Below are 18,266 nucleotides of genomic sequence, written 5' to 3'. Positions count from 1 at the left end.
ACAACGCCAGGCAGGTTGCACAGAGAGTGGAAGAGGTGTCGAGTGGTCAGGAAAGAGAAGCCACAAATGAGCACTCAGCGGGGCAGAAGGCCGACAAGCGCAGCTCGACGGGGGCGCAGCGAACTGGAGCGGTCAGGAGAAGGGGGGAAGCATGCGTACTGCAGAGCATGATTCGGGGATCTTCGCATCACAGCAGTCCAGCGCGGCGGAGAAAGGAGAAAAAGCTAGCGTCGTGGAAGAGGGAGAGGCCCTCTCGGCCCTGGCGCCACTGAGCGCGCCCGCGCTCGTCACGACCATCCTTGACGAATTCAGCGCTATCGGCGACTACCGGGTACTGCAGGACAATCTGCCGCGCAGGCTAGCTTCGCTGCTGAGAAGCCGACACGTTCTTCTCTACAAGCGCATTGGCGAGACACTCCAATTTGTCTCTGGCACGTTTGACGATCGACCAGGCTGGTCGACCTCCCTGCTAGCGGTGGCCCAGATCAACCCGATCGATCTCAACAGCGAGCGGCCTGAAGCGCGAGCCTGGAGACTGCGGCAGGTTGCCACGGCTCCGGCGGGCGAAGGGAGGCCGCAGCTTGTAGCAGTGCCTCTCATCTACCGGCAGCGCGCCACCGGCGTTCTCGTCGCCATTCGCGGCGGCGAGGCCGAGACTAAGAGTGAGCAGGGGGCGCTCAGCGTTGAGGCGGCTGAGCGCGCTCTCGCAGGAGGCCACAGCCAGCGCCTTCCAGCCTATTGGAGCGAAGAAGAGATGCGCGTCCTTGAAGCTGTGGCCGGCGTCTGCGCCATGCTGCTCGAAAACACCCTGCTTCTAGAGAGGGACCGCGAGCGTATCCATGAACTCTCGTTACTCAACAGCATTGGCAGCCAGATTAACAGCGCCGTACACGATTTTGAACGCCTCTGCACCATCATCATGCAGCGCTGTCGAGAAATCGCGCCGCTGGATCTCTGTGACCTGCTCCTCCCGCCGCCGCTGAGCAGGCAGGCGCCCTGGATCAGCGCGGCGCTGAGCGAAGCCCTCTTTCGCTATGCTCGTGAGCAGGGGAGGCATCCCACGCCGCTGCTGATCGAACGCCCGGGCAGCCCACGAACCGCCGACTACCTCAGCCATCTGCCCAGCAGCATCAACACCTTTATCGCCCTCCCGCTCATCAGTGGCGGTGACCCTGGGCGACGTGGGCGGCTCTGCGGCGCTGAAGAAAGAGAGCCACGAGTACTCGGCCTGCTGGTAGGGGCCACCTATCGGCCCTGGAAAGTGCGCCATGTCGAACTCATGATGCTGCAAGTTCTGGCCAGCCAGGCCAGTGCTGCCCTTGAAAATATCCATCTCATGACCGAAGTCATCGAGGCGCGCAACGAAGCGCGCAAGCTGCTGCGCCAGGTCCTTGACGACCAGCGTCTCAAAGAGCTGATCCTGGAGAGCATTCCCAGCGGATTGATGACCATAGATCTCAGTGGCCAGATCACTACCTTTAATCGGGCCGCCTCGCTCATTCTGGGCTATCATCCTTATGAAGCGCTGGGGCAGCCGGTGCACAAGATCTTGCCGCTCAAGAACCCCCAGGCCCTGCGAGAAGCCCAGCCATCCGGGCCTGACGGTCCAGGTCCAGGCCAACGCGCCCCCTCTGCCTATCACGAGACACTGATCACCCGCGATCGGCAGGGGCAAGATCTTGTCCTTGACATGACCTGGCAGCCGCTCTGCAACGATCGAGGGCAGCCGATCGGGACCCTGCTCACCTTCAGCGATGTCACCTCCATGCACCGGCTCCAAGAAGAGAAGCGGCGGCTAGACGAGCTGGCCTCCCTGGGCAAGATGGCGGCCAGCGTTGCCCACGAGGTACGCAACCCCTTGGCCTCTATCAAAATCACCATGCAAATGCTCATGGACGACCTGGAGCGGCTCATCAGGCGTGAAGCGGCTGAAACTCCCGAGGTTGGAGGAGAGTGGAGCGGCCAGACAGCCCCGCTTGAAGAGCACCGCGGGGCCCAGGAATCGATCGCTGTTGTCCTCAAAGAAGTCGAGCGGCTAGACAACATCGTACGCGAACTACTCCTGTTTGCCAAGCCGCGCCAACTGCACCGTGTACCCTGTGACCTCATTGCCCTCAATGAGCACGTGCTGCAGACGCTGCAGCCCTGTCTCACTGAAGCCGGCATTGTTGTGCATCGCGTCTATCAGCGCGATCTCCTGCAGCCATCGCAGCAGCGCCGGCGAGCCATTGTCTTAGCCGATATGGAACAAATGGAACAAGTCCTTTTCAATCTCTACACCAATGCCATCCAAGCCATGCCCGAGGGAGGGATACTCACCGTCTCCGCCCAAGTCGTCCAGCGGTCGCAGCCGGGGACCAGTGCTGGCTATGTCTTACCGCGGGTGAGGGTTACAGACAGCGAAAGAAGTTATATAGCACAAGAGCAATATGAATGGCTAGAATTAGCAATCAGCGACACAGGAATAGGTATTCCACCTGAGCAGCTTGACCTTATTTTCCAGCCTTTCTTCACTACCAAAGCGCATGGAATTGGCCTGGGCCTTGCCATTACGCAGCGCCTCATCGAAAGCCATCATGGGCAAATCAGCGTTGAGAGTCGCCTAGGCTATGGGGCCACCTTCACCATCCGCCTGCCGCTGGCGTCCACGAGCGATGTCCGCGAGGGCGAGAGCGAGCCTGAGTCACAGACCACAGAACCAACAAGCGGGAGACCACAGACGACATGAGCATGCTGATCCTCATCATCGACGATGAGCCACATCTGCCGCACCAAATTGCGCGCTACCTTGGCAGGCATGGCTACGAGGTCGAGACAGTAGCCGAGGGCGAGGCCGGGCTGCGAATCATTCAACAGTGCTCGGTTGACCTTGTCCTCTTGGACCTGCGTTTGCCAGGCCTCAGCGGACTGGAGGTACTCAAGCGCATCAGGGCCAGCGAGCCTGAGCTACCGGTAATCATGTTGACTGCCTATGGAGACGTCCGCAGTGCTGTCGAGGCCATGAAGCTAGGGGCCTCCGATTACCTGCTCAAAGGCTTCGATCTTGAGGAGCTGCTGCTTGTTGTCCAGCGGGCCCTGGAGACCAGCGCCATGTATCGCGAGCTGCGCCAACTGCGGCGCGAGCGCAGCGACAACTACCACTTCAACTACATCGTGGGCCATAGCGAGCGCATGCGTCAGGTCTTTGAAATGGTAGCCCGCGTAGCCCGCAGCGACACCGCCTCAGTCCTCATCACTGGCGAGAGTGGCACGGGCAAAGAGGTAGTTGCTCACGCCATCCACGAGCAAAGTCCGCGAGCCGCTGGACCATTCCAGCCGCTTAACTGCGCAGCTATCGCTCATAACCTCCTAGAGAGCGAACTCTTTGGCTACGAGCCATATGCTTTTACTGATGCGCGCAAGCAGAAACGTGGCTTGCTAGAGCTGGCCGACGGAGGGACGCTCTTCCTTGACGAAATCGGAGAAATGCCGCTTGACATGCAGGCCAAGCTGCTGCGTGTCCTCGAAACGCGCTCCTTCTTCCGTCTGGGAGGGAGCAAAGAAGTCAAAATCAACGTACGAGTGATCGCGGCTACCAACCGCGACCTGCAGAAGGCGATGGCAGAGGGGACCTTTCGCCGCGACCTCTTCTATCGTTTGGCGGTCATGCAGATCAACCTGCCGCCGTTACGTGAACGTCCGGGGGACATCTTGCTCTTCGCCTCGCGCTTTGTTGAGGACTTCAACAAGTCGCTGGGGCGCAACGTCCGCCGCATCTCGCCCGAGGCGCAGCGTCTCTTGCTGGCCTACAGCTGGCCGGGCAACGTACGTGAACTCAAGAACGTCATTGAGCGCGCCATGATTCTCAGTAGCGGTGATGAGATCCAGCCGGCCCATCTGCCCCAGGAAATCGTTGGCTACAGCGAGAGCCGTCAGCGTGAGACCTCTGATCCCTGGGAGGAGTGGCTTGCCAGCCATCCGGCGCAGTCCTTGCCGCTGGAGCGCATCGTCGAGCGCGTAGAACGCTATTTCATTCGGCAGGCGTTGCAAGAGGCGGGGCATAACCGCACACGTGCGGCGGAGCTACTGGGGATGGGCAAGGTCGATCAGCTTCGCTACCTGATGCGCAAACATGGCATCGAGTAGGGGCGGAGAGAAAAGCAGGACACTCCCTGAAAGGGGCGCGGCGGGTTTACTCAGAGGGAATACCTGGCGCCGGGCTGCCCGCTGGGGGAAGAACGTCGAGCGAGACCGGTGGGGGGAGGAAGCCCGAGCGGGCTTAAGGAGAGAGGAGCGTTTCGTTCTCCTGCTCGCCCAGACGCAGTAATTCCTCCTCGATCTCGCGCCAGGCTTCTCGCTCGGCTTCGGCGTTCGAGAGCCGCCGCTGGTACTGTAGCCGGGCCACGCGCTGGCGAAAGGTGGCCAGAATCGGACGCTGCTTCTCCGGGGAGGGCATCGGGCGCAGCTCGATCTGCGAAGGGGCGTAGAACTCGCTGGGGTCGAAGGCCAGCGAAGCCAGATCGCTAAAGATCGCCAGTAAACTCATGCGTTGCTGAGAGAAATAGCCGACCTCGGTGCTCGAAGCCAGCAAACAGCCGGCGACGCGGCCTCCGAGCCAGATAGGATGAGCGGCGGCACTAATCTCGAACTCGCTCTGATAGGCGGGGACGAGGTGGTACTTACGCAGATCCTCGATGCTCTGGACGCGTCCCGACTCCACTACGTAGCCGGCCAGCGATTCCATCCCTAGAAAGAGGGCCATCTGTTCCAGATCGGCGGTCCAGGGGAGGGTACCTTTGCCCATGCGCTCGCGCAGGCTGCGGATCTTGCCATCGGGGTGAGGAGGCATGCACTGGATCAGGGTGATCGACATCCCGAGGTGGTTGGGATCGAGCTGGGCCAGGGCCTGGCGTAGCACCATCTCACCGATCTGCCAGAAGCGCAGCGACTCGATGGTAGTCGTACGGGCGCTGAGCACCTGGGCGAAGAACTCCGAGGGTACCTGTTCGACGGCGCTCTCGCGCAGGAGCGTATCGATATCGGGAAAGCTGCGGCGCAGGGCTTCCAGCAGCTCTTGTCGGTACTGGGGATGAACGGCCTGGACGAGGCGGATTAAGTGGGAGCGATGAGGTCTTGACTCGCCGTTCGCCCAGCGGGAAAGCGTCATAGAAGTCACGCCGAGCGCTGTTGCGAGGCGCTGGCGCTCGGGCGTCGTGCGGATAAGCCGCTGCAAGACGGACTGCCAGGACGGGGATTCGCTCACGCTCATACTCGCCCCCTCAGACTCCTACTCTCTGTTCCTGTATTGATGCTCTTCTGGCATATGATAACAGAGGAAACAGGCAGAGTCAACCAGAAGACGCCGGTTTCGATTCTGTCTTCTCGCGAGGATGGGCGCGCCCTTGTAATAATCAGCTGTCTGCTTGTGTCAGACGAAGCATGCTCAGTGGTCTTCTGGGTAGCTCTTCCATCAGAGACTATACTGTAAGGTGGGGACAGTTGTGAAGTCTACGACGCTTATCTATCTATCCGCAGGCATCGGCGTGCGTTGCATTAGCCCTACTGGTGTGCCAGGGGGAGGGTCTGGGAGAGGCAGGCAGAAAATGAAACGCATTATTGTGGTTGATGATGATAAGGAGACGCGCGAGATTATCACCTTTGTCCTGAGTCGCAATGGCTTTGAGGTTGTCACTGCGGCAGACGGCAGGCAGCTCGCGGCGCTCCTGGCAGTGGAGAAGCCGGATCTGATCATTCTCGATGTCATGATGCCGGGGTTAGACGGCTACCAGATCTTCAATCGCTTGCGTCGCGATCCGGCCATGCGTCAGATACCGGTAATTATTATGACGGCCCATGCAGAGCATATCTACGAGCGGATCAGTGTGGATCTAGGGGCGGCGGACCATATTACCAAGCCTTTCCATCCCTTGGAATTGGTGGAGAAAGTCAAGGGTCTCTTCCGCGTTCGCTCGTGTGAGGCGGAGTGGGGTGAGGTGCGGTAGATGAGATGATGGGGTGGCTGCCTGGATGGGGTGGGGTGAGGGAGGAAGAGGAGGCCGAGCTGAGCTTGAATACACGGGAGTGAGCAAGCCGGCTGTGACCTTGCGGGTTGGCGGAGAAGTTGGTATCATTATCAACAGGGGCGTTTTTGGCAAGTTCCTTCAAGGAAGCAGAGCAGCCATGCCGAACAGATATGAGCGCGAGATTGAGGAGATCCTCCGGAACTTAGAACAAAGCGAGGCGCAGGGCTCGCGGTTCCGCGGTCGCTCCCGGGCTGGTCGTAGGTGGCGTTTCTCGTTGCCGCGCCTGCGGTTTCCTGCCTTTGCCTGGACGTTGGATGCTTCTCAGTGGTTTTTGCTCCTCAGTATTATTGCCGCCTTGATCGCGGGTGGGTTCGCCTATGCTCAGGAAGGCCCTGGGGTCTTCACGGGGATCATGGCGATTGTGAGTTTGGTTTGTCTGGTAGCGGTCCTGGTTGTCCAGCTCTGGCGGCGTCCGCGTTACTCTGCCGCAGGGTTTTATGGTGGGGGGAAAGTGTCCTCTTTGCGTCCGCATCCGCTGTCGTGGTTTACCACTCGCTGGCATCTTTTCCTGTTGAAGCTGCGTTATCGCCGTAAGCGGGATCTATAGAGGGCTACACTGCAGAACAGAATGAGAGGAGTGGAAGAGAAGGGAGGGGCTGGTGAAGCCTGGCCAGCCGCTCTGGTCTGGGGGAGTGGCTTCGGAGGGGCAAGATCCCACTTGACAGCCAGGTGTTGCCGTGCTATAGTTCAAATGCACAGTCGTAGGTGAGCGCTTGCCCGTAGCGAGCGAGCTGGGCAAAGAGTGTGAGCAGCACGGGCGGGTTAGCCCATCAGCCGGCGGGGTGTGGCGCAGTGGGTAGCGCGCATGGTTTGGGACCATGAGGTCCGCGGTTCAAATCCGCGCACCCCGATTGTTGTAGTGCTGGCGCTGATCCCTCTTTGCCCTGCGCTAGTCTGGTCTTAGCCGCTCGTAGGGTATGTTAGCAGGCTGTTGCGTGATTGGCGGGAGTAACTCAGGTGGTAGAGTACCTGCCTTCCAAGCAGGCTGTCGCGGGTTCGAGTCCCGTCTCCCGCTCCCTTTTCCCAAGCCACAGGAATGGCCCTCCCTTTAGTAGAGGGCCGTCGCTAAGGCTCAAGACAGTTATTCTGACAGTAATCTGCTCTGCTGTCCTGCGCGTTCTCTCCCTTTAACACCCTCTCTAGTTTCCGCAGGGCTTCCTCTTGCATGCCCGGCAGCACATGGCCATAGATCCCGAGCGTGGTGTTCACGTGGCTATGGCCTAGCAGTTCCTGGACGACTTTGATAGGCACGCCCAGCGCGAGCAGGATCGTTGCTGTGCTATGCCGCAGATCGTGAAAGTGGATGCGCGGTAACCCAGCCTCGTCCAGGATCTGGTAATACTGGCGGCGCACAAAGCTATCGGTCAGAAAATTTCCGTTGTGGGTGCAGAAGACCAGATCCTTCTGCTGCCAACAAGGACCTGCCTTGCGGCGGGCCTCCAGTTGCCGTTCCTGGTGCGCTTTCAAGGTGTCAATGACGAGCGGGGGGAGGACGATGGTACGCTTGCCTTTGTGCGTCTTGGTCTCCGTCACCAGGAAGCCAGGTACTCTCCCTGCCAGCTCTGCCCTGGCCGCTCGTAGCCGGACGGCAAAGTCTGGCCAGCAGCGAAGATGGATGCACGGGAAGGTCCGTCAGTGGCATGGGTGCTTTCTCCTCTCTTGTTGGCAAGATGACGACCATACTGAGTCAGATGACGACCATATGAAGCAAGATCGGCTTCCAGCCGGTATCCGTGACGCTGATTGTCGTCGCTTTGCCTTCAGAGGAAGGCATGAGAGAGAGCTGTTGACGACATGGCATGGGACCCGGCGACGCAGCCTCCTCCCCACGTCGCTGGACAGCACCGTAGCATACGTAGAAGAATTATGCAAGAGAGGCAAGTGTTCATTTCTCAAGAGAGAACTCACGGCACAGCTACGGAAGCCCGCTGCTCTTGCTCGCTCTCGGATATTTTCCCCAATGCTTCCCTGTCTGTTCCCCAATCGTTCCCGTGGCAGGCGGTTCAGGGGACCCTGCTGTGCCCGTCTGATCCCGCTTCCGTCCCCAAAAGACGCGAGAGGCTTCCTACGAAGGCGATACACCATGCTCCAGTACCAGCCGCCTGGGAGATACACTGGAAGAAAAGTGGCTGTCCCACCAGGCGCGCTGGCTAAGCATCGCCTCTGCGCTCGCTGCGGCGAGCAAGCAAGGATTGGAAGCAAGAAAGGATAAAGGTGTGTGATGCTCCTGGGTCATCCAACGTGGCCCTTTGTCTCGGCTGCGATCAGCAGTCGGTCCAAGCAATTGCTGATGCGATTCGTCTTGCTGATCAGTGCCATTGGCAGCTTCCTCCTGTGGACGTTGCCGGTCTGGTCCTTCTTCTGGCAACGGGTAGGCTCCTTCCCTGTCCTGTGGCAGGAGCCGGCCAACCGCTGGCCGATGGTCCTCCTTTGCCTGCGCCTGGCTGCTCCGCTGCTCCTTCCCATGCTCCTTGCTGAGGCTCTTGAAGGCTTACTCCTCCTGTTGCGGAAACACCCTTCCTCTTCTACCAGTGACCACCAGCCAGTTACTCAGCGCAGCGTGAGCGCTGTGGAGCGCACCACCATGCCCGGGCGACAGTCGGGCCACTCAGCAGAGTCTTCTCCCAAGACGGCAGAGCCTGGCGCTGAAAGGTCGTTCTCTTCCACGACAGCAGCCTCGGCTCACGGGCTCTCGACGTCAGTTTCCAGAGCCACCCCTCAGCGTTTTCCCCCAGAGACATCTTTTTCGTGCTCTGCCCTGTCTGCCATCGTTCCAGCCAGCTCCCCGCAGCCGGAGGAGCAAGCGAACGGGCCGCTTCCCATCCCCCATGAGGGAAGTTCCCTTCCCGCTCTGGTTCGCACCTTCCAGCCCCCTGCTCGTCAGGGGGTGTCCAGTGACACCAGGCGGAAGGCCAGGCTCCAGCTACGTGTGTTTGGCGAGGTTGTCCTGGCCCTGCGCATAGGAGAGAGGGAAGAGATGCCTGTATCGCTGGGGACGTATCCGAAGCGCCAGGAACTGCTGGCCTATCTGGCCTGGAATCGGCAGGGGGTGCCACGGGATCAGCTGCTGGAGGAGGTCTTTGGGCATGGCCAGCCTGATGAGGAGGCCCATGCTCAGAAGCTGGGTGAACGCTTCGACTCGCACCGGAAGATCCTGCGCCGACGTGTGCGAGAAGCACTCATCCTGCAGGGGCTATTGACGGAGCGGGAGGCGTTGCCGGCAGCGCTCGATCCCTTTGCCAGCGAAGGGGGGATCTGGCGCCTGGCATCCGGCTGTCAGGTCATTGACCTGGAGGTGATCCAGGGAAGTTATGCAGTTCTGATGAAGATGCGGAAAGAAGGGCTTCTGGTTCAGGAGGTTCCCAGAGAGGTGGTGCGAGCCTGTGAAGAGCTGGTGGCAGCGTATCGCGGGGACTTTCTCGCCAGCTATATCCAGCGTTATCCCGAGCTGGTCCAGCCCTGGGAGGGACGCAGCTCCTGGATTCGCAAACCCTTTACACAAGGACGCGATTGGTACCTGGAAGCCCTCTGGTGGCTGGGAGAGGCAGCGTGGCGAGAGGGGTTAACCTTCGGAAGTCCGCCTCCGAGCGAGCTGGCACTGCGGCAGCAGCGCCAGGCATTCGCACGCGCGGCTCAGCGCTACGCGGACTATGCGCTGGGGGCCTGTACGACGCGGTTTGATAGCAAGGTGAGCTTCGGGCCAGGGAGTGAGCCAGGGGAGCGGGTGCTCATGAGCGAGCGGGCGCTGCGTCGTGCCGTCTTGCTCTGGGGTTCGCTGGGCCAGACGGGGCAAGTCGATCAACTCTGGCGCGCGTACTGGTCCCAGATGCGCAAGGTCTCAGACCGGCGATGGGAACCCAGACGGGAGACCCTCGCGGATCTGGAAACAGCGCGGGCGCAGACGAATGCCTATCGGCTGGCTCTCCAGCTCAGCCAGCAGGAGGCATTCAACCTGTTCTCCTGGTCTTCCCTGGCCGAAAAGTCTCAGGGAAGCGAGCAGAGTTGAAGCAGCCAGTCAGTCATGTGGTGCAGCGTAGCAGGCTGGTCTAGTGCCGCCTGGAGGAGGAGGAGCATGGGCTGAGGAGCCCTGCTTAACTGCCAGCATGTGTGGATACGCGCTACTGTCCGGGGCTGGGTCGTAATGATGAGTACCGGTGGAAAGTGTCCCCCTGTCTGCTGGCTGGCAATGGCATACGTCTCTGCCTTTGCCAGAAACTCTCGCTGCCGGGTGGCACGATCATATTCGATCAGCAGGCATACAGGAAGCGGCTGCCCACGCAGCCAGATGATCCAGGTGGCGTCAGGGCGCAACTGAATCCATTGCCGTCGCCTTGGGTCAAACCAGCGGCGGGCACTTTCGCGTGTGCTCCAGATCCAGCTGCCGTCAATGGCCGGCTCCTGCGTAGCGGCCCAAGAGAGAGCTGCCAGACAGGTATAGAGTCCATGCGTGTGCTGCATCTGTGCCAGAAGTCCACGGGCCTGAGGAGGCAGCCAGAGCGGCCCATGCTGGCTCGACACGAGCTGACCGCTCTCTCCCCAGTACGGTGGCAGCGCTCCTCGGGTGACGAGATAACCCGCAGCAGCCTGTGTGGGCAGCAGGCGCTCCTGCTCCCGCCCTGGCGCCGCTGACCAGCGGTAACAGGTGAGGAGGTCGGTGGCCAGCAGCGCGACCAACAGGCGCTGGAGACGGCGCTCTGCCTGTCCCTTCAGCCCCAGCAGCTGCGCCGCCTGCGCCCGGCTGAGCAGCGGAAAGCGTGCCACCAGGAGGAGCAGGCGTTTCTGCCAGGCGGTCAGAGTCAGGTTGAGGCGTGCTGCAGTCGCCAGCGTGCCGGCCGTCGAGACATCTGCTCCTGCCTGACGCGATGCCCCCCTGATGAGGCTCGCCGCCCACCTGGCGTCAGGAAGACGAACAGGATGGCCCAGGCGCCGCCAGGATGGCTGCTTACTCCTGGTCCACAGGTGGGACTGGCGGGCGAGGAGGAGCGCCGGGTCCTCCCCCGGCTGAGGCAGATCTGCCTGCTGCTGGCTGCGTATCCTCATCTGCTCCAGTAACAGCGTGCTGACCGTTGGACGCTGGGTGGCTGCTGCTTTCCAGGCAGACGTGCTCGATGCCCTCAGCGCTGCCAGCTCGGCAAAGCGCCAGCAGGGCGCCGTCAGGAACCCCTCTTGCCGTACCTGCTCCACCAGGAGCATCCCGCCCTGGGGAACACGGCACTGCGTCGAGGCGAGCTGCTGCAGCAGGTCACTCCAGGCGGGCAGATGGGCTGCCGTACTCACCACCAGGACCAGTGGTATCCCTGCCTGCGGCTCCTGCCCATTCGCCTGGTACAGACGAGCCAGCTGCCCGAGCAGGTTCGCTGCCTGGCGCCAGGGAAATGGCTGCTCCTGGTGGGGACCCGGCAGCAGGAGCAGCGGCACTGACTGCTGTTCGGGCTGGGAAGACTGCAGGAGGCACAGCGCGGCATTGAGCGGCCTCGTTCGAGCCGCTGACCACTCTGACCAGCCAGCCAGCCTCTGCAAGGAGCGCAGGGAGCAGGGAAACTGGAACACCCGAACCTGCCAGTCCTGTCGCGCACCCTCTATCAAGCTCGTGAAACAGGTGGCCAGGACCAGGGTGGAAACAGGGCATGCGAGCCGGCTGAGGAGATCCTCCTGCTCGATCGGATAGGCGCACGCGAGTGCCTCGGCCGAGAGCGGTGGCTGAAACTGGTGCGCGAACGCCGTCACGCCGGCAACCGTCAGCGCATAGCGCTCCTCAGCCACCGGCCAGCCCGGTTCCTTGAGGCGGAAAGCCAGGACCAGGCCCCGCTTGAGCCGGCGAAGGTCCCTGCGGACCTGCGAGATGCTTGCTGGCTCCAACACAGGCCGTGCAACTGCAGCGTCTGGAGCGTGCCTCTGACGGCTCTGCTCCAGACGTGCCAGCTCGTGTGCTGACAGGAGCGGATGCCAGAGCAGCCAGCGCAGGAGGGCCGTCTCAGTTGGGCTGATCCTCACTGCCTCGGGCCCGGTAAGCCATTTTCTCATCGTGAGGGGCTCCTTCCTCTGCTTGCTCTTCTCCAAGATGGCGCTGCTCCTGGGGCTCAGGGGGCGGTGTTCCAACAGGGACCTTTCGGCGACGCTGGCGCCGACTCCGTCGATGCTTCCGCGCGGAAACTGGAGGCTCGTCCCCCGGCTGCTCTCTGAGGGAGACCTCTACGGCTGCTCCCCCTAGACTGGTCGTCAGCAGCGGCTCATTCCCTGGCAGCTCCTGAGGGTGAGACCTTGTTCGGGTGTGTTGCTCCTCTTCGAGCTGTATAGCCGCTTCCTGTTGTTGGGCCTGCTGGTGCGCTCGCTCGGCCTCTCGTTGCACTCGCCTGCTGGTGAGCAGAGCGTCAGGATGCCGTCGGCGACCTTGTTCTGCCAGCCAGCGATCGACCTCCGCGGCTGGTCGCCGGCATCTGCGCTGCTGAGCGCGAATCGCAGCGCTGGTCTGGCCTTGAAGTCGTGCTCCTGGGGGCGGCTGGACCTGCAGCGAGATCACCTGCTGGGAAAACCCGGGCACACTCAGCCGCGCGTAGCAATGCAAGGGCGGGAGGCGGACCAGATGAGCTGCAGAGACCTGATGATGCAGCTCCCCTTCCAGAAGCATGGCGTCAGCGGCGGAGACGCTGAAGACAAAGAGCTGCTGACAGTTTGCCAGGACCAGTTCTAGCAGTCCTTCGCGTAGAAGTGAGAGTCGCTTGAGGCTCTGCGTCGAGAGCTGTAAGGCACAGCCGTACTTGGCGTCTTCAGAAAGGAGCCGCTCGAAATCCCCTCCTGAGAAGACGTGGAATTCATCTACCGCCACCAGTACCTTACGACGTTGCGTCAGCTCCAGGGGTTGCTGCAACCGGAAGGCGCGGTGTAGCAGATTGAGCAAGGTCGACCCCAGGATATTCACTGCTCCCTCGGGCAGCTCCCGACTGGCCAGCGCACACAGCACCAGTTTGCCCGCGGTAATGGCCTCATGGATTGGAGCCTGGGTGACGGGTTGCCCCACGATCCTGCGCAACTGCTCGTGCTCTCGGAACATGCCGATCTTGGACACGATCGGCATACAGATTTCATTCCGAAAGGAGGGATGCAGCGACCAGTAGCTGGTCTGCCAGAATTGGACCAGCTCTTGTTGCTGGGGCTGACTCAGGTTGAGCTGTGCCAGCAGCTGGATGGCGAAGGAGCGGTCCTGGAGCAGGGGATTGATATCCAGCAAGGTGTATTGCTCCTCTGCCTGGCCCTGCTGCACCAGGCTGGCATTGAGCGTCGCCAGGAGGCGCAGAGCGGCTGTGAGGAAGTAGGCCATGCGTGGCCCCCACTGCGGTGCCCAGATGCGCTCGAAACAAGACATCAGGTTGGCCACCAGTTCATCAGGACTCAGTCCCAGGGAGACGTCAAGCGGATTGATTGCCACCGGATAGGAGGTATCCATGAGGTCCAGAAGCAGCACATCCTGCTGACGTGCTGGCGGAATCTGGTCAAGCAACTGCTCTACCAGGTCTCGGTGCGGGTCCAGCAGCACCAGACTTGGGGAAGAAGGGGAGGGTGAGGAGTGCAGGATAGCCCGAGCAATCAGCTGCATCAGCACTGACTTGCCGGAGCGAGATTTCCCTACGACAAAGGTATGGCTCAGGACGCCTTCCGCCGGCAAGGCCACCGGGATACGGTAGCCACGCTGAGTGGAGTAGCCCAACAACGCTGGAGGGAAGGGACGGTGGTGTCTGAGCAGCTGCTGTGCCAGTGCTGGGGAGAGCAGTAAGGCTTTGTGGGTACTACGGCGGACCAGCGGCAGATCGGTCCCTGGTTGAGGCAGATGAAAGAGTCCAGCGACTTCTAAAGCGTTGAGAATCCAGGGTGAGCGAGCCCCGCCATGCAGCATGCGCCGGAAGAGGGATGCGTAGGGAAAGGCGGCTTCTACATCTGGCAATTGGCGTGCGTGACGATCCTGAGCCTGGATATGCTGGACCCGGTGTAGTGCGAAGCCGTTGCTAGAGGGCTGAGTAAATTGCCGATACGCCGCTTCCATCGCGTGTAGCACTCTCGTCAGAGCGGTGCGAGAGGCTGTGGCTGGCCCGATCACGATGACACGCACCTGAGCATAAAAGCCCACACGCGCCAGTTTCTCGGCTACGGCGTGCTGATCGTAGAGGGCGGGGGAAGCGCGCATCAACCGCCACCAGAGCCAGCCGATCCCTGCCATCAGGCCGAGTAGCCCCAAGCTCAGTAATGGCAGCCAGGCGTGAGTTTGCCACCAGTGACTGGCCAGGAGCATCAGCACGGCTGCTCCCACCAGAGCTAGCACTCTGGCGCCTTCGGCCTCATCCTGAAGCGCCTGTTGTGCATACCGCTCCCGCTCCGCCTGCAGCGCATGCTCCACGGTCTTGCGCAGATCTGCGCTGACCCACTCATCAGGGGCTCTGGCCAGGACCACCTGGGCAATGACGCGCTGGCTGGGACCGACTGTGGCCATTGCTGCCAGCAAGCCAGGCAGCGGATCTGCCCCTTCCGTCAGAAGCTTCCCAGAAAAGGTCTTGATCGGCAGATAGCTTGGAGCCAGTAAGGAGAAGCGCCCAATGAGCGCCTGCTCGCCTGGGCGCAGGCGGAGCGGGTCATGCATGGCGGAAAGCCAGCGTACTTCCACCTGCGGCACCAGGGCCTCCAGTTGGCGACAGAGCAGCTGCAGCTGCTCCCGCTCGCAGGAACGCAGCAGAAAGCCCTGAGCTTGACTGGTGCCCACCAGTTCCAGAGCAAAAGGAAGATCGGAGGCGCAGGCCTGCAGCCAGTTCTCTATGGCTTGTGCCTGGCGCTGTCCCCCCGGATCATCGGAGGGAACCAGCCAGGCCAGGGCCATGTCCTTCTGCTGCGAGGAGCTGTTCATGCTGGTTCCTCCCCTCTATTCAGCCAGTTCCTCCGGCTCCAGGGTGCGGGAACCGGCAGAGTGGAACACGTCGGCCGGGTGACGACACGTCTGGAGCAGCACCTCGTTCTCGCCGGTCCCCAGCAGATGGCTGAACTCAGACGCAGAGCAGTGGGAAGGCGCCTGACATGCACAGGTTGAAGGAAAGGTCGGTGGCTCCGGTGCTGGCTGGCTTGGCCGCAGCTTCGGGAGTACTGACGACTTATCAAGAGAACGCCTCCTTTCTCTCAGGGTACGCCAGGACCAGCGATCCTGGTCTGGCGTTGCAGAGAGCTACGGTGCTGCAGAGAGGCCAATCGCCGGCGATCACGAGGATCGGTGGTCAGCAAGGCCCTCAGCAGAGGGCTATGGCGGTACGTGACCACGTCGAGCGGGGCCAGTTCCCGGCCACAGCGGAAGACCACCCGGCCTGGGCGCGCCTCTTCCAGCAGTCGCTCTAATTCATCGGGCAGCTGCAGCCGCTGTGCTGCCTGCCGTTGCATGCCAAGCAGAAACCATGTGCCGCTATTGGCCAGCACGACCTGCCCGGCCTCCAGAAAGTCGGTAGGGTGCTGGCTGATCGTGATCTGAGCAATACCAAGCTTGCGGAAGCCGCGGGCTCCCGCCTCAAGATAGCGCCGGCCCGCCGGGTGCTTGAGCAGGTACGAAGCCTCCTCTACGACGTAGGCCAGATAGCGCTCTCCTCCTTGCACCGCGCGATAGCGCTGCACAAAGTTATAAATCACGTAATTCATGAAGGGATACCAGCGCTCATCAAGTTTGCCAATCGCGAAGATGGTCAGTGGGGTGAGGGTCAGAGTCGTGTGCTCGCTAAACAGGTAGGCGACCTGGTCGAAGCGCTCCATCAGCATCTCTCGCTGGACCTCAGACGCCGTAGGCGCAGTTCGCAGCACCTCCAGGAAAGCTGCAAACGTGGGCGGCTCTTGCAAGAGCACCTGTGGGTCCGTGCGAATGGCTTCCATATACAGGCCTCGGGTCCGGTAAGCCACACGTGCTGCGTGGGTCAGCACGGCTTCTTGGGTTTTGGAAAGCGACTCTCCATACAGCAGGGCCAGTCCAGGTAAGAGATGCTGCTCGATATGCTCTGCCACCAGGTCGACCGGGTCGGTCAGATCCACATCCCCTGGCCCATAGGGTAGCTCCAGTGGATTGATAGGACACTGCCCGGCCAGATTGATCCGCTGGCTTGCTTCCCCGAGCGCTGCATGGATGGCGTCATAGTCTCCGTCGCGATCCAGGACCACGACATCGGCGGTGTGCGTGCACAGCAGGCCCAGCATCAAGGTCTTCGCCAGCCACGACTTGCCCATCCCGGACTCGCCACAGATCACGACGTGGGGGTTGGGCAACCGCCTGGTGCCATCCCAGGGATTGAGATAGACCGGCAGAGCGACTGCAGCCCCCTGCGGACCCTGGCGAGAGATCCCTAGATAGGCTCCGCTGGGCGTGCCCACCCGACTGTTTGACCAGGTTAAGCAGGTGGCCACCACATCGGAGGGTAGCGTGATTGCCCCCGGTGTGACCAGCGCTGTGGAGGTCATAGGGGTCGGAAAACAGGCCTGCCATCCCAGGTCGTGGCGATACGCGAGGGCACGCACCCGCACTTGCTGGTCGCGCAGATGGGCCAGCAGATACCGCGTGCGCTCTTCGAGCCGCTCGAGCGTCGAGGCATGAACCATCAGCAGAAGCTGGATCGAGCACAGGGTCAGACTGTTGCTCGCCAGCGCCTCGATGAGCGTCAACAGTTGGGTCGCTTCTTGCTCCACATCGGCTTTGGTCAGCCGGAGTGATTTCCGGTCAGCAAGTCGCTGACTTTCGATTTTGGTCCGCTGCAGTTCCAGGCGACGGAGCATGACCCGGTTGGGAAGGGGCTGGCATTGCAGCATGATAATTAAAGGAATGCCCAGGTTAGTGATCCCTTCCAGCCAGCCGTAGGACACCTCCGCTGGGAGGCCCACCACCTCGTAGGTTCTCAGGCAGCGGGACTGCTGACCCTGCTTGCCCACCTGAACTCTCAGCCCCTGGGGAGCAAGGTCCACCGCGACAGGAGCCAAAAGCTCTTCCAGTGGCAGCCCGGGGTCCAGCATAGCTTGGGGCCGCGGGCTGATATAGCTGAGCAGCTCACCATGCAGGCCACGCAAGCGTTTTACCCAGCGCCCTGCAGGCCCCTGGGAGCCTGGCCGATGTGGGTGGGAGACGCTATCCACCTCGAAGGAGGGAACAGAGCTTCCCGGGGCCAGGCAGGAGGCAAAGGCTCTCAGTAATGCTGCCCCACTGAGCAGCGAGACCTGCAGATCCAGCGCCTCCAACCCGGCTTTGACAACCCCAAGCCGAATGCGCAGCGCTCGTTCTACTTCGGCTTCGGCTACTGGTTCCTGCCGGGGGAAGAGCAGAGCACTCATGCGGTGCAGCAGAGAACGGCCCTGTGCTGTTTGCTGATCGCTGGTGGCCTCGTGGCTAGAAGCAGAGACCACTACCAGGTGGCGAATGCTGCTGCAATGGGCCTGCTGGTGGAGCTGTTCCTGGAGATTCTCTCGCTGGAGGTGCTGGAGTGGTGAGTCCTTCAGCTGAACCAGGGCTTGCTGTTGGGCTTGCAAGGCGGGGTCTCGAGCGGGGTCAAGGGCCTCCACAATCCAAAGGAACTTCACGGGGAAACTCAGCCCGTCCAGAAAGCGCTGGCAGCGGTTCAAGAGCCGCTCCTGCTCATAGCGAGGAAGTAACCGTAATGTGGAATAGCTCTGCACTTCGAGAAGGGCCCAGCAGGTCAGAGCCTTCATCCGTCCATCCGCTCCCCGCATCCAGTGACGAACAAGATGTCCCTGAAGTTCTCCTGCAGGCACCCAGCGCTGACTGGCAACGGGATGACCGCGGGGTGGCTTGCGGCGCGCTTCAGCGCCTGCTGCAGATGGTGGGCGAAAACGGGTCCGTTTGGGGAGCCACCAGAAACGCCCGTACCAATACAGCCAGAAGGCGAGGGACGAGCCTCCAACTCGCCCATGCACGAGCAACAGCACGCTCAGCAGCGCTATCCCTGTCACCCAGAGCCGTGGCACAAACGGGATGCCCCCAGTCAAGGCCAGCACGAGTATCCCTGCTGCCAGGTCTGAGAGGAACTGGGTGAGTGTCACGCCTGCAACAAGGTGTTCCTCGAATTGAAGCAAGTGGCTCGGGACAGCTTTGCGTATCTCTGACATCTCTTGTGGGACCAGCGAGCAACCCGGCGAGCCAGCCCTGCTGTGCTGCTATCACTCGGGCAGCAGTGTGCAGATACAGGC

11 protein-coding genes and 2 tRNA genes are annotated in these 18,266 nt (G+C 61.5%); 7 read left to right on the top strand and 6 right to left on the bottom strand.

The features are described 5' to 3' along the window. Positions 1-151 precede the first annotated feature (151 nt). A complete protein-coding gene (locus AC6H1L_RS02425; RefSeq protein ID WP_497599960.1) occupies positions 152-2,728 on the top strand; it encodes a two-component system sensor histidine kinase NtrB in 2,577 nt (858 codons plus the stop codon). Next, positions 2,725-4,125 carry a sigma-54-dependent transcriptional regulator gene (locus AC6H1L_RS02420; RefSeq protein WP_497599959.1) on the top strand — a complete coding sequence of 467 codons (1,401 nt, stop codon included), beginning with the start codon at positions 2,725-2,727 and terminating at the stop codon, positions 4,123-4,125. Before AC6H1L_RS02425 ends, AC6H1L_RS02420 begins: the two co-directional genes overlap by 4 nt. 133 nt (positions 4,126-4,258) lie before the next feature. Here the strand turns inward: AC6H1L_RS02420 and AC6H1L_RS02415 are convergent, their stop codons facing one another. Continuing rightward, positions 4,259-5,248 carry a GAF domain-containing protein gene (locus AC6H1L_RS02415; RefSeq protein ID WP_497599958.1) on the bottom strand — a complete coding sequence of 330 codons (990 nt, stop codon included), beginning with the start codon at positions 5,246-5,248 and terminating at the stop codon, positions 4,259-4,261. Positions 5,249-5,582: 334 nt separating this feature from the next. On the opposite strand from AC6H1L_RS02415, the gene AC6H1L_RS02410 reads away from it, so the two are divergent. From AC6H1L_RS02410 to AC6H1L_RS02395, 4 genes are all read left to right on the top strand, one after another. Continuing rightward, a complete protein-coding gene (locus AC6H1L_RS02410; RefSeq protein WP_497599957.1) occupies positions 5,583-5,981 on the top strand; it encodes a response regulator transcription factor in 399 nt (132 codons plus the stop codon). A 178-nt stretch (positions 5,982-6,159) separates the two neighbouring features. Next, entirely contained in the window at positions 6,160-6,609 is a 450-nt protein-coding gene (locus AC6H1L_RS02405; RefSeq protein WP_497599956.1) for a hypothetical protein, read from the top strand. 231 nt (positions 6,610-6,840) lie between these two features. Continuing rightward, a tRNA-Pro gene (locus AC6H1L_RS02400) sits at positions 6,841-6,913 on the top strand. 91 nt (positions 6,914-7,004) lie between these two features. Continuing rightward, positions 7,005-7,077 (top strand) — tRNA-Gly (locus tag AC6H1L_RS02395). A 50-nt stretch (positions 7,078-7,127) separates the two neighbouring features. Here AC6H1L_RS02395 and AC6H1L_RS02390 read toward each other — a convergent pair. Both AC6H1L_RS02390 and AC6H1L_RS02385 read right to left on the bottom strand, forming a co-directional pair. Beyond that, on the bottom strand, positions 7,128-7,595 hold the full coding sequence (locus AC6H1L_RS02390) for a tyrosine-type recombinase/integrase (protein WP_497599955.1): 468 nt from the start codon (positions 7,593-7,595) through the stop codon (positions 7,128-7,130). A 532-nt stretch (positions 7,596-8,127) separates the two neighbouring features. Next, positions 8,128-8,430 (bottom strand): hypothetical protein, encoded by a 303-nt coding sequence (locus tag AC6H1L_RS02385; RefSeq protein ID WP_497599954.1) that lies wholly within the window; start codon positions 8,428-8,430, stop codon positions 8,128-8,130. A 609-nt stretch (positions 8,431-9,039) separates the two neighbouring features. Here AC6H1L_RS02385 and AC6H1L_RS02380 point away from each other — a divergent pair. Beyond that, positions 9,040-10,068, top strand: coding sequence for a hypothetical protein (locus tag AC6H1L_RS02380; protein WP_497599953.1), 1,029 nt, complete (start codon positions 9,040-9,042; stop codon positions 10,066-10,068). Here AC6H1L_RS02380 and AC6H1L_RS02375 read toward each other — a convergent pair. From AC6H1L_RS02375 to AC6H1L_RS02365, 3 genes are all read right to left on the bottom strand, one after another. Beyond that, positions 10,047-12,086 carry a hypothetical protein gene (locus AC6H1L_RS02375; RefSeq protein WP_497599952.1) on the bottom strand — a complete coding sequence of 680 codons (2,040 nt, stop codon included), beginning with the start codon at positions 12,084-12,086 and terminating at the stop codon, positions 10,047-10,049. The two genes, AC6H1L_RS02380 and AC6H1L_RS02375, sit on opposite strands and share 22 nt — an antisense overlap. Next, positions 12,037-14,952: a type IV secretory system conjugative DNA transfer family protein gene (locus tag AC6H1L_RS02370; RefSeq protein ID WP_497599951.1), complete on the bottom strand. Its 2,916-nt coding sequence runs from the start codon at positions 14,950-14,952 to the stop codon at positions 12,037-12,039. The genes AC6H1L_RS02375 and AC6H1L_RS02370 overlap by 50 nt, the downstream gene beginning before the upstream one ends. Positions 14,953-15,218: 266 nt before the next feature. Further along, positions 15,219-18,152 (bottom strand): VirB4 family type IV secretion system protein, encoded by a 2,934-nt coding sequence (locus AC6H1L_RS02365; RefSeq protein WP_497599950.1) that lies wholly within the window; start codon positions 18,150-18,152, stop codon positions 15,219-15,221. Between the last annotated feature and the right edge of the window lie 114 nt (positions 18,153-18,266).

Source organism: Thermogemmatispora argillosa (assembly GCF_059696725.1).
The sequence above is the reverse complement of the archived record's forward strand: the minus strand, read 5'-3'. Positions and strand labels throughout refer to the sequence as shown.